General features: G+C 38.1%; 12 protein-coding genes. All 12 read right to left on the bottom strand.

Translation table 11 applies throughout. The features are described from left to right. Positions 1 to 50 precede the first annotated feature (50 nt). Positions 51 to 938, bottom strand: coding sequence for a GNAT family N-acetyltransferase (locus NPUN_RS16325; RefSeq protein ID WP_012409658.1), 888 nt, complete (start codon positions 936 to 938; stop codon positions 51 to 53). Positions 939 to 1081: 143 nt separating this feature from the next. Then, positions 1082 to 1375, bottom strand: coding sequence for a Nif11-like leader peptide family natural product precursor (locus NPUN_RS16320; protein WP_012409657.1), 294 nt, complete (start codon positions 1373 to 1375; stop codon positions 1082 to 1084). Positions 1376 to 1609: 234 nt separating this feature from the next. After that, positions 1610 to 1897, bottom strand: a complete 288-nt coding sequence (locus tag NPUN_RS16315) for a Nif11-like leader peptide family natural product precursor (protein WP_012409656.1) — start codon at positions 1895 to 1897, stop codon at positions 1610 to 1612. Positions 1898 to 2122: 225 nt separating this feature from the next. Further along, positions 2123 to 2410 carry a Nif11-like leader peptide family natural product precursor gene (locus tag NPUN_RS16310; protein WP_012409655.1) on the bottom strand — a complete coding sequence of 96 codons (288 nt, stop codon included), beginning with the start codon at positions 2408 to 2410 and terminating at the stop codon, positions 2123 to 2125. A 272-nt stretch (positions 2411 to 2682) separates the two neighbouring features. Next, a complete protein-coding gene (locus NPUN_RS16305) occupies positions 2683 to 3306 on the bottom strand; it encodes a 2OG-Fe(II) oxygenase (RefSeq protein WP_012409654.1) in 624 nt (207 codons plus the stop codon). A 251-nt stretch (positions 3307 to 3557) separates the two neighbouring features. Beyond that, a protein-coding gene (locus NPUN_RS16300) for an ISKra4-like element ISNpu15 family transposase (RefSeq protein ID WP_419788434.1) occupies positions 3558 to 4668 on the bottom strand; the annotation gives its coding sequence in 2 pieces (ribosomal slippage) (positions 3558 to 4514 and positions 4516 to 4668; 1110 coding nt in all). A 182-nt stretch (positions 4669 to 4850) separates the two neighbouring features. Then, positions 4851 to 6308 carry an MBL fold metallo-hydrolase gene (locus NPUN_RS16295; RefSeq protein WP_012409652.1) on the bottom strand — a complete coding sequence of 486 codons (1458 nt, stop codon included), beginning with the start codon at positions 6306 to 6308 and terminating at the stop codon, positions 4851 to 4853. 356 nt (positions 6309 to 6664) lie between these two features. Further along, positions 6665 to 8065, bottom strand: a complete 1401-nt coding sequence (locus NPUN_RS16290; RefSeq protein WP_234711107.1) for an MBL fold metallo-hydrolase — start codon at positions 8063 to 8065, stop codon at positions 6665 to 6667. A 275-nt stretch (positions 8066 to 8340) separates the two neighbouring features. Beyond that, entirely contained in the window at positions 8341 to 8805 is a 465-nt protein-coding gene (locus NPUN_RS16285) for a hypothetical protein (RefSeq protein WP_012409650.1), read from the bottom strand. Positions 8806 to 8860: 55 nt separating this feature from the next. Beyond that, positions 8861 to 9952: a cyclic nucleotide-binding domain-containing protein gene (locus NPUN_RS16280; RefSeq protein ID WP_012409649.1), complete on the bottom strand. Its 1092-nt coding sequence runs from the start codon at positions 9950 to 9952 to the stop codon at positions 8861 to 8863. Between the two features lie 87 nt (positions 9953 to 10039). After that, the gene (locus NPUN_RS16275) at positions 10040 to 11200 is read right to left on the bottom strand and encodes a DUF7005 family protein (RefSeq protein WP_012409648.1); all 1161 of its coding nucleotides are present in this window, start codon (positions 11198 to 11200) and stop codon (positions 10040 to 10042) included. Beyond that, positions 11200 to 11991, bottom strand: coding sequence for a MinD/ParA family ATP-binding protein (locus NPUN_RS16270; protein WP_012409647.1), 792 nt, complete (start codon positions 11989 to 11991; stop codon positions 11200 to 11202). The genes NPUN_RS16275 and NPUN_RS16270 overlap by 1 nt, the downstream gene beginning before the upstream one ends. Between the last annotated feature and the right edge of the window lie 17 nt (positions 11992 to 12008).

Here is a 12008-nt window from a genome sequence, read left to right as displayed (position 1 = left end):
GAAACTAGCGATCACAACCAATTAATTGGAGTTATCCATCAACTTTTACTTTATAAATGACTTAATAATTTAGATGATTCCATAGACTGTTCAAGAGATATCAAGTATGGCCCCATGTGCTTTTTCACAAAAGCAATCATAGAGGTATGCATAAGAGAAACAGTCCAAGTTCCTCTACTAATTCCAGCTTCCATCTGAAGTTGAGTCGCTCTGATATATAAAGGAATAATTCGACCCATTTTTTGAATATCAGGTCGGACATAGCTACACGTATAACGGATAGTGTCAGGAGCAGTACGATGAGTAATAAGCCAACCAACAACCTCTCCTTTGTAGCGCAATCCTATACTATTGATAGGTTCTAAATCCTGTTCGTAATCAAAAGGAATTGCATCAGATGCCATCCACCGCTTTTCTTCTTGTTGCTTTTTCAGGGCGACGCGCTCTTGGAAAGTAATTTCCATCCAAGGGAAAATTTCATAAGCAGCAGGCATTCTGGATAACTTCATCCAAGGTGCATTAGTCATATCATTTGTCGTTGTCTTACAAATTAGCATCCGAGGTTTTGCAGATGGCCAATTACACTTTTTAAGCAGACATTCTAATGCTAGACTAGTCGATTTACCAGCTATATAAACTATTTCAATACTCGTGCAATTTCTTAAAATTAGCTCCTCTTCTAAGCTATGCACTAAAGCTGTGCCAATTCCCAAGCATCGAGAGTTTGGATCCACAAAAATAGAAAGCAACTTTGCCGAACCATCTCTTAATATCTCAGCTAAAGCTAAACCAACAGGCTTGTCCGCAACAGATGCACCAATGGCTATTATATTTCCCTTTATGGTTAGAGTTCGCAACCAAGAACGATAAAGAGGATAAGTCAGGGGACTATAAAGAAATGCACAGCCAAAATTGTGAAGACGGGCTATGGTATACACACTGATTTCCTATCCTATATTGTAGAGTTTGAGCTAAAAATTACATTTTTAGTTGCTGGAGCGACAAAAATTCGGTCTTAAATTTACAAAAGTCGCCGCTCCATTGAAACTCTCGTCTAAAACACAAACCTTATGGTTTAAATCTACTTTTTCTTTTGTGGAAAATACAAAGTCTTGCTAGCATCATTATATGTAGCTTTAACATCACCTTTACCACCAGCTATAGCCTCTAGTTCTTCACCAGACAACACATCAGTGCTAAAAGAAAGCTGTCTCTCCTGCATGACAGACAATAGTTCTTCTTCGCTAAATTTATAGCCTCTTGTAGATGCAATAGCTAAGATACTTTCTGGCCCTTGAGCGCTATAGAGTTGCTTAAGCAAGTTTTGGTCATTTTCGGCAGATTCAATTAGTTTGATGACTGATTCTCTTGACATGATTTTACTCCTAGAATTATGGAATTGTTTTTCCTGGAAGAATTCATGTTTATACAATAGTAATTTTAATAAGTAAATAACACCTTTTTGTGTATGAGTTACAGTGTTATTTTTAATCTCCAAAAATTTTGTTTTTATCCTGAAATTTGATATAAAAAAAGAGATGCTAACTTAAACATCTCTTTTATTTATCAAGTGTAGTTATGGATGTAGTTATCTTAAAAGATAATTACGTTATGGTTGAAGTCCATACTGAATATTCTTGCTGTAATCGTTATTAGTAGTCTTCTTTCCTTTACCACCAACTACAGCTTCTAACTGTTCTTGAGACAACTCTTGAGAGGCAAAAGAAAGTTGCTTTTCTTGCATAACAGCTACTAGTTCTGCTTCACTAAATTGAAAACCTCTTTCTGCACCGATTGCCAACACTGTCTCTGGCCCTTGAGCGTTATGGAGTTGCTTAAGCAAAGTTGGGTTGCTTTCAGCGGCTTCGATTAGTTTGATGACTGATTCTTTTGACATGATTTTACTCCTAGAATGATGAAATTGTTTTCTTGGAAAAACTGATGTTTATACAATAGGATTTTTCATGAGTTAATGATAGTTTTTTGTGTATGATTTACAGCGTTTTTTTAGTTTATATAAGTTTAATCCGAGAATATAAAATAAAAAAGAGACATTAATTTAAACATCTCTTTTCTTGATAAAGTGTAGTTATGGATGAAATTATCTTAAAAGATAATTACGTTATGGCTGAATTCCATACTGAATATTCTTGCTGTAATCGTTATTAGTAGTTTTCTTTCCCTTACCGCCTACTATAGCTTCTAACTGTTCTTCGGACAATTCTTGAGAGGCAAAAGAAAGTTGCTTTTCTTGCATCACTGCTATTAGTTCTGCTTCGCTAAATTGAAAACCTCTTTCTGCACCAATTGCCAATACTGTTTCTGGCCCTTGAGCGTTATGGAGTTGCTTAAGCAAAGTTGGGTTGCTTTCAGCGACTTCGATTAGTTTGATGACTGCTTCTTTCGACATGATTTTACTCCTAGATACTTGGATTGACTGGTAATTATTAGACGGGTTTTTTCTCAAGAACCTGTTATTTATATAATAGGAATTAAATCTGGTTTGTCCTATAGTTTTGTGTATGTTTTACAGTATTTTTTTTGAATTTAAACAGATTTGATAGATTTTTACTTAAAAAAATAGAGATGTTCGCTCGAACATCTCTATTTTAGATTAAACATAGTAATATTATTTCCGATAAATTACTTATAATAATTCATCGGAAGAACCATATTTGCTTTTTACTCCAACGGTGAAATTTCCCTATAGGCTCCAGATTCTATTTTAAACTTTGGTATTTTCTGAAGTAGAGTTTCGTCTAAAATATATTGCTCACAAACCAGACTAATTCTATCCTGGGAAGCTTCTACTTTATTAACTGAATGTTTCATGTAGCCTTGAAAATACAGCAGTGTATTCGCTTGAGGTTGGATTTCGCCTACTGTGACTCCTTCTTTGAGCAGAACTAATTCTCCTCCTTTCATATCAGATGGCACTCGAATATAGAGAACGCTAACAAATTTTGGGATAGTATTAGGTTTACAATATCCAGAAATACTAGAATCGACGTGCGGCTTTATACCTCCTCCTCTTTGTATGATTAGAGGGTTGAGATAAAAAGCATTACATGTAGGTAATAAAACAGTATCTAAATAAGATTGTAGGAAAGGAAAGTGTTCTTTGACTTGATTAACTTCGGAGCCTTGAAAAACAATTGAAAAGCCTTTAGTGCCTGCAAAATCATTGCTTAATTGACTCTCTGCTAAGTACGGAGAAGAAAGTATTTCCATTTGTAGTAGCTTAAGGTAGTCAGGATTGAAGCTTTTCGCTCTCAAAGAGTAATATGGAGTCTGAATTATTTGCATTGCTGTAAAATTTTAGTAATTAATTACCATTATTGAAAAAGAATTCAGAAGTCAGAATGGGCTAAACCTTAGCTATCCGCTAACAGGAGTCAGAATACAAGACGCTCACGGACTCGCTCTAAGCGTAGCTATGCCGTAGGCTTTACGCTGCGCCATCCGCTTTTTCGTTCAAAATTCATGTCTGTTTTCTGGCGACTGACGCATATATTCTGTTTAGTAAATCCTGAGCATTTTCTCTGCTTATGCTTTGTTCATTTGACAAACTCTAGCGTGGGAGCATCCCAGTTTTTATTTAGTGAGCAAAGATTAATCCATTGAGATAAGCTCTGGCGTTGAGCTAAGACTTGAGGAACGTTATCAGATTTCCATTGTGCGCCAGAAATTTTGGTTCGACGGTCAATCTGTTTGACAGTAGACTCAATAGCACCAGAACCAATGGAACAGATTTGTTCTGCTTGATAATATTGGTAATTGACAATCCGGTGTCGATGTTTCTCAAGATAAGTACAGAAATTAAAAGCTTGTTTTAGCTGACAGTCAGCAAAGACAGCGATAGCATCATCAACTTTTCCTTGCCAGAGAAGGATTTTAGCCTGATTGAGCCGTTGATTAGAACCGCCAATCTTGTGTAGGTTTTCCATCAGATGAAACCAATCAAGTACTTCCCGACGCTGGTGTTCGGGAGCAAAATCGCGGACAATATTCCAAATACCGTCATGGCCATCGCCAAGACAGGTCAAGATAGGAGCAATTGATTGGCTTTTGACCCAATCAATTACAAGACTATTTTCTTGAAATGAGGCAGCAATAGCTTGTTTTTCATGTAAGCAGGTAGCTTTATAACCCTTCCAATCACAGACTTGTCCCTTGATTGTACGAATGCGTATATTTCCTCCATCCACACTCAATTCTTCCACAGTTGATTCTACTTGCGGTAATTCAAAATTTTGACGATGCACTAATCGTTGCTGCACACTTTTTGATACTTCTACACCAGTTAAATATTCAATATCTTCTGCCGCACGTTGATACGATACCGACGCGCTGATTCGTAAGCAACAAGCTTCTAAATATGGACTCAATTGATTATGGGGTCTAATTTCTAGCTTTTGTGCTTGAGAGTTTGTAATTGGCAGTTCTCCAATAATACTTTTTATTTTTCGTTTGTATCCTCTGCTTTCTCCTGTGGCATTTTCGATAAAAAAACCCTACTTCTGGCATTACATGCTTCCGCATTTGAGAGCGTACTACTTCTTCTATTTTTGCCAAACTTGTGAGTTGCTCACCCGTAGTACTTTTGTACAGTATCTTTGCTATTGCACGAGAATATTCTTTTATCTGTTGTTCTTCTTCAGGAGTCATTGATACACCTAGTCTTGATGACTTTATTATCCCTTCCTGATATCCCCTTACTTCCTGACTTCCGTTTTCTGTAACAATCCTTCCCTGTTATTTATTTGTTTTGGAATAATAAAAACTGGGATGCACCCCTCTAGCGTTTCTTTAACTTCTATTGTTTGAATATTTTTGTCTTGATTTGCATTTTATTCTATTTCTTTATGCTGAGGTTTAATTAGAGTATTACCAATAAGAACCATCGGATTTTGACTAATTTTGTCGGTGGTTTGCTCATCATTTACTTGGCCCCATTTTTCAATTTCATAAAAGCGAATTTGCTCATAGACTTCCTTGTAGGGAAATTTCAGGCTCAGGGGGTCTGGAACTATCTCGTTGGAACCGTCGAGTGGCTTGATAATCCCATAAGGGGTAGCTTGATAGACTTTATGAAAACAACGATAGTAGCCACCCATGTTGGCCCAATCCCACCCCTTCATACCTTTCAATAGTCCATAGAAGCTGGAAGCAGCGATAGAGCTAAAGACGTTGGCCAAGGAATTTTTCCCCTTTTGGCATTGGATCGAATGTTCGCTGAAATCGAAATACCAAACCTCAGAGCAGTCGGGAAAAACGACTTCTAGCTGATAAATGGCTTTCCAGTAGTGATAGTCCATCAATAAAGAATCTTTCTTGTCATTGAAGAATTTGGTCAGGTGAACGCATATTTCTTCCTCAATCACACTTTTCATCTGTTCAATGTCATAATCCTCTGGATTGTCGTCAATGAGTTTGCTGTCTGTATTGACGGGTGAGAAGTACAAGCTATCGCTATCATCGGCTAGCTTTTTCACAAAGGTTGATTTTTGTGGTGAATGGCTAACTTCACCATTGTTCAAGGTGATAACATCGCCCGGATCGAAGCTAAATATCCGATCTTGAATCGTCGGATATGCCTGTTGCACATCATGACAGAATTGCTCTCGCGTCACAGGAAAGACGATCTGATTTAGCCAAGAAGAGCCGTTGATGAATTTGAATCCATTGGCACCTGGAGCAATAGTTTTTGGTGCAATTAAACCGATAAGTTTGAGCAGATGGCTATAATTGGCGTAGGGGAAACAGGTATTTTGATTGTGTTGATATTGAGTTTCTAGCATAGGTTGCCAGCCAGCTAAAAGAAAGTCTATATGGGCATAACGAGACTTTACTTCGCTAATCGTTTGAGTATTAACAGCCGAATCAACTTGATTCCAGAACACCCCATCAGAATCGGCAAAAATCATCCCATATTCAGGAACACGATTCTCTGAACGAGTCGCAACTAAACGAGTCGATCCAATTCGGACTTCATTGAAATCCTTGAGGAGGTAAATGTGACGGTAGCCTAATTTGCGTAGACAAGTTTCTAGGAATTTATCCTTAGGAATCAAAACATCTACATATTTGGGTAGACTAGCTAAAGAGCGAATATCAAAATGATCTGTATGCTGGTGAGAAATAACCAGGATATCGAATTCAGGAATCTGGTCGTGAAGGATTTGACGTTTGGGGTAAATATCTTCTATTCCTTCGCAATGAGAATCCCAGAGAATTGGATCCATGAGAATTTTGCAATCCTGGGTTTCAACAAATAGAGAAGCATGACCGAGTAAGTGAATTTGCATTAGTTACCTCTTGCTTTTATTTAAGAGAATGTTTTAAAATTTGCTAGGGATGTATCAAATAGTTTTATATCTGCCTAAATCTTCCTTAAAAAGGGGAAATTTGAGTAGTTTACTGCCACCTTAGAAGGGAGTAAGTTTGATACAACTTGGGATTTGGCAAAAATCCTCTAATTAATGTACGAACTTTTACTTGTTAGGAATGGGATTAGCGATCACTCAAAAAGCAATACGGTTCAGTTAAGGTTAAAACTCAGTTACCAAAGTCAATTTTTTAACGAACCGCCAAGGCGCAGAGAACGCAGAGAGAAGAAAGAGATGCTTAACCCAAGCGTATTGGTTTAAAAACTGCCTGTATTTTAAATGCACTGAACTTTATGCTGGGGTTTAATCAGAGTATTGCCAATGATAACCATCGGATTTTGACTATTTTTGTCGATGGTTTGCTCGTCATTTACTTGACCCCATTTTTCAATTTCATAAAAGCGAACCCGCTCATAGACTTCCTTGTAGGGAAATTTAAGGCTCAGAGGATCTGGAATTCCCTGGTTGGAATCGTCGAATGGCCTGATAATGCCGTAGAGAGTAGCTTGATAAACTTTATTAAAACAACGATAGTAACCACCAAAATTCGCGTAATCCCACCCTTTAATACCTTTTAACAGTCCATAGAAGCTGGAAGCAGCGATTAAAGTAAAGACGTTGGCTAAAGGATTCTTCCCTCGTCGGCATTGGATGGAATGTTCGCTGAAATCAAAATACCAAGCTTCAGAATGAGTCGGGAAGATGACTTCTAGCTGATAAATGGCTTTCCAGTAGCCATACTCCATAAACAAAGAATCTTTCTTGTCATTGAAGAATTTGGTCAGGTGAATGCATATTTCTTCCTCAATCACGCTTTTCATCTGTTCAATGTCATAGCCCTCTGGATTGTCGTCAATGAGTTTGCTGTCTGTATTGACGGGTGAGAAGTACAAGCTATCGCTATCATCGGCTAGCTTTTTCACAAAGGTTGATTTTTGTGGTGAATGGCTAACTTCACCATTGTTCAAGGTGATAACATCGCCCGGATCGAAGCTAAATATCCGATCTTGAATCGTCGGATATGCCTGTTGCACATCATGACAGAATTGCTCTCGCGTCACAGGAAAGACGATCTGATTTAGCCAAGATGAACCATTAATCTGTTTGAACCCATTAGCACCTGGAGCAATAGCTTTTGGTGCGGTTAAACCGATAATTTTGAGCAGATGACTATAACTAGCGTAGGGGAAAATAACACATTCATTATATTGATATTGAATTTGTAATAATGGTTGCCAAGGAGCTAACAAAAAATTAATTTGAGGATAGCGCGATTTGACTTCATTAATTGTTTGAGCATTAACAATTGAATCAACTTGATTCCAGAATACTCCATCAGAATCGGCAAAAATCATCCCATATTCAGGAACACGATTCTCTGAACGAGTCGCAACTAGACGAGTTGAACCAATTCGGACTTCATTGAAATCCTTGAGGGGGTAAATGTGACGGTAGCCTAATTTGCGTAGACAAGTTTCTAGGAATTGGTCTTTAGGAATCAACACATCTACATGCTTGGGGAGATTAGCTAAAGAACGAATATTGAAGTGATCTATGTGCTGGTGAGAAATAACCAGGATATCGAATTCAGGAATTTGGTCGTGGAGGACTTGACGTTTGGGACAAATATCCTGCATTCCTTCGCTGATTCCAGGGTTCCATAAAAGTGGATCCATAAGAATATTGCAATCCAGGGTTTCAACAAAAAGAGAAGCATGACCAATTAAATGAACTTTCATTAATGACCTTTGTTTTTTTGGGTTTATACTACTTTGTCAAGCTAGCTGTAAGGGTTTTTAGTGAGTTAGCGCGGGGATTTCCCCCATAAACGACTAATGAACCTGAAATGTAAGGACTAAAGTCCTTACTACGAACTTACCTATCAATTTAAATTTGACAGACTACTATGGGTGTGAGTTTTTTTTTACCATAAGAGTGTTGATTTTATTGTTTAAACGAGTATTTCCGATTTGTCTGAAACTTGGAAATTGAAAGATTCTGAATTGATTTCTTTTACTGATTTTGTTGAGCTATTCAACAGCTTGATGACTAAGCTTTCATCGTGTTTAGCCAAATTTGCACTTAACACTCTCAGCATATCGACGTAACGAAGATAGGTTTCATATTGATGTCGCTTATCTGAAGGTAGGTTGTTAAACTCTACCCCTTTGCCCCATCGTTGAACTGTATTAGGTTTAATCTTTAATATCTTGGCAATTAAATTGACACATTTCTCTCGATAGCCATGTTCTGATTCTATGGCTAAAACTTGTGTTTCTGTGAAGCGAAGTCTGCCATCTTCTTGAACGTCTTCTAAGCCAAACCATCGCCGACAAAATATCCGTGGATGCATCCCTTCACTTTGATTAACACAGGCTTTTAAAATTTTGTAACCCGCATTTGCGAAAAAAGTCATAACTTTACCTCATCAAAGTTTGCGGAAATAATGCGAACAGAAATATTGATGCTATCTAAATTGCTTTTAAATTTTCTAACATCCAATCAAATCTGACCGCAGCCAATGACATCTGCTCTAAAATATCAGAATCTAGTTCATCCTCATATTTAACTTTTTCGCTCAATGTCTGTCCTGGACTATAAGTGTGTCTTCTATAGCCCATTCGGTTCAGAAGTCCTTGGAATCTATCTGAAAGTAGAGTTGCGATCGCGCGATAAAATCGAGCCGCAAAACCGACATCTTGCTGTAATTTAGCTAGCAATTCCGAACGAGCGATCGCTAGTACTAAAGAATCTTCTACCGCCTTAATATCTGCATAAGGTAAGCGTCCATCAATAAAAGTCGCTTCTCCCATGATTTCGCCTTTGTATAATTTGGCAATCTCTTGTTCTGAGGCTTTGTTTCCTTCCAAGGTTGCAAAGATGCGAGTCAAAGGATTATCTTGGTTGCTAGAAATGGAAACGGCCATTTGTCCTTGCAGGAGGACATATAACGCATCTACTGGCCCTCCCTGGCGTAGGAGGATCTCTTGAGGAGCAATTCTCTTAAGTTTACCATTAGCAGTAAACCAATCGAGGTCGCTATCATGCAATTTTCCAAAAATAAAAAGTACATCTCTAATTGGCTGCATTTGAACGAGCTTACTACGGCCAAGGCGTGAAATTAGATTTTGTAATCTGTCAGAATATAAAATTGCGATCGCACGATAAAATCGAGCCGAAAATCCGGCATCCTGCTTCAACTTAGCTGCTAATTGATCCAGAGGAATAGACATCAACAACGATTTTTCTAAAGCTTGAATATTAGTAGTCGAAGGAACGCCAATTAATGAATTTTCTCCGACTACTTCACCACTAGAAAATCTTGCAACTTCTAAACCGGCTATTCCGTCTCCCTCTATAGTTGCAAAAGCACGAGCTAAAGGATTATGACGAGTTTGAGAAACAGTAGCTATCAAAGTTCCTTCTAAAAGAATATGGAAAGTATCACCAGTTTTTCCTGCCTGGGCAAGAACAGTTCCATCTGCTATCTCACGTTTATGACTCGTGGTGAGCATCCAATCTATATCGCTATTGCTCAGTTCTTGGAGTAAAACTTCTCTCATTGCTTTACCTGCAATTATTTTTTTGGAAAATTGGGAATTGGAAATTGAGGGAAAATCATAGTTCCTAACTCTCCTAACTCCTCATTCTTAACTCTCAGTCTCTAGTTGCTCTAAAATCGTCACAAGATAGGAAGTATTTTCTTGGGAAGCTAATTCTTCTAATGTTGAATAAGTCAAGGCGATCGCTAACAAATTCCGCTCATTACCAACGCTTAATTTATTAATATATTCAGCATCGAAACGCTCTAAATTCAAAGCTGCATCTGTCACTAAAGCTTGTAAAATCCTAAAAGCTCCATCTGAAAGCGGCGGTTCACCCCGATAGTTTTGCAATCTACCGCTTTCTCGATAATTGTCTAATGATTCTAAACCCATAAAACGTAAGAACCAATCGGCTCGATAGCCTCCAGTCGCAGCAACAATCCCTCGATAGTCAGCGATTAGCTCGTCGAGGAGATTATTTTGCATTGAGTTAAATAGGCGGCGGGTAAGGTAGTGAGTGCATTCGTGTTCCAAGCGAATTGTCAGAGATAAACGCCGCCATTCTGATTCTGGAAGTCCAATATCACTAGGGGAAACGTTACTATAAAATCCATCGCTGAGAATAATAAATCGGTCTTGATAGCGATTTTTATCGGGAATCAGCCGTTTAAACTCTGTTGTCCAAGCTGTTTCAGAGCAATTTGCTGGATTTTCTCTTTCCCATTGTTGGCGATAGCGGCGAATTCGATCCCAATTATTGTAACCAGCAACCATACAAGCCCCCATAGAATCTGGAATGAATTGGGGTTCATTACGTTTGGTTAGCGATCGCACTAAAGAAACAAAATCCTCTCGATTACCAGGAAGTATAACCGGAATCGCCCCAGCTAAACTTTGATAAATTTTTAAATCTAGCTTGTCTGGATGTTCAAGAACTAAATCAGTCGCCTCAGAGATGCCATCAAGATTAACTCCTTTCAAAGTAGCAGCACGGTAGGCTTCAGTTTGACTAATTCCTTCTTGAATAGGAAACGAAAATTGAACAAATACCTGCTTGAGGGTTTCAAAAACACCTATTTCTCTAGCGTTGACAGCGTAATTTTCCCAAGTCTCAATATGCAATTCTGGTTCGAGGGGAAATTTTAGAGATGGTTGCCAGTTATCATGTTCAAAAACATTTTGATTGTAAACTAGCAGTTCTTCGATTTCCGATTCAGTAGCACCATAAGCGGCAAGTATGGCAGCCCGAAATTTTTGCCGTTCCATTAAAAAGCTCCTCTAACCGCTACCTTGGCTTGTTCCCTAATAATTTGTGCAGTAATTTTTTGCACTACCTGACTGAAGGGATGGCTTGTATAGAGCAAACAGAAAATATTACTACTGGCAAGGCGAATGATATCTTCTGATAGGGGAACAATACCAGCAACTGGGGTTTTATAGGTAGACTCTACCTCTTGTTGCAAAGCATTAAAATCGAATGTAGATAATACTTTATTAACTACCAGCATCATCTTAGGTACTTCTAATTTGCGGGCAACTTCCAGTGTCACAGCAGTTCCTTGGAAGTCTTGTTGATCTGGACGTAAAATCACAACAAGAATATCCGAAATTGCAATAGAAAGTAAAGTTTCTTCATTGAGTCCGGGATGGGTATCAATTAATAAATAATCCAAATCTAAAGCATTAATGATTTCGTAAAAACCATCGTTGAGTCTGGCTACGTCATATCCTTCACGTAGAATTCGGGTAATTTGACCGGGATTAATACTAGAAGGAATCAGGTAAAGTTTACCACTGCCTCCTTCTCCCTTTAAAAGATGAGTGACATCGTAGGCAGCATCTTCAATTGCACACTTACCCCACAGATAATCATTTAAACAATTATTCATCTTCTGCTCGTTCAGACCAAAAATAACGTGAATTCCTGGTGATTGAATGTCGGTATCAATGATAGCTATTCTTTTTCCTTGTAATGCTAGAGTCGTAGCTAGGTTGGCAGTCATATTAGATTTGCCAGTACCGCCACGGAATGAATGAACAGAAATAATTTGACTCATAAAATACTCCTAAATTG

This window comes from Nostoc punctiforme PCC 73102, from assembly GCF_000020025.1.
Classification (GTDB): domain Bacteria; phylum Cyanobacteriota; class Cyanobacteriia; order Cyanobacteriales; family Nostocaceae; genus Nostoc; species Nostoc punctiforme.
The sequence above is the reverse complement of the archived record's forward strand: the minus strand, read 5'-3'. Positions and strand labels throughout refer to the sequence as shown.

Excerpts from the sequence above, each read along its gene's own strand:
- NPUN_RS16315 (WP_012409656.1), bottom strand. The coding sequence starts at position 1,897 with ATGTCAAAAGAATCAGTCATCAAACTAATCGAAGCCGCTGAAAGCAAC.
- NPUN_RS16305 (WP_012409654.1), bottom strand. The coding sequence starts at position 3,306 with ATGCAAATAATTCAGACTCCATATTACTCTTTGAGAGCGAAAAGCTTC.
- NPUN_RS16275 (WP_012409648.1), bottom strand. The coding sequence starts at position 11,200 with ATGGAACGGCAAAAATTTCGGGCTGCCATACTTGCCGCTTATGGTGCT.
- NPUN_RS16310 (WP_012409655.1), bottom strand. The coding sequence starts at position 2,410 with ATGTCGAAAGAAGCAGTCATCAAACTAATCGAAGTCGCTGAAAGCAAC.
- NPUN_RS16295 (WP_012409652.1), bottom strand. The coding sequence starts at position 6,308 with ATGCAAATTCACTTACTCGGTCATGCTTCTCTATTTGTTGAAACCCAG.
- NPUN_RS16290 (WP_234711107.1), bottom strand. The coding sequence starts at position 8,065 with ATGGATCCACTTTTATGGAACCCTGGAATCAGCGAAGGAATGCAGGAT.
- NPUN_RS16285 (WP_012409650.1), bottom strand. The coding sequence starts at position 8,805 with ATGACTTTTTTCGCAAATGCGGGTTACAAAATTTTAAAAGCCTGTGTT.
- NPUN_RS16320 (WP_012409657.1), bottom strand. The coding sequence starts at position 1,375 with ATGTCAAGAGAATCAGTCATCAAACTAATTGAATCTGCCGAAAATGAC.
- NPUN_RS16270 (WP_012409647.1), bottom strand. The coding sequence starts at position 11,991 with ATGAGTCAAATTATTTCTGTTCATTCATTCCGTGGCGGTACTGGCAAA.
- NPUN_RS16280 (WP_012409649.1), bottom strand. The coding sequence starts at position 9,952 with ATGAGAGAAGTTTTACTCCAAGAACTGAGCAATAGCGATATAGATTGG.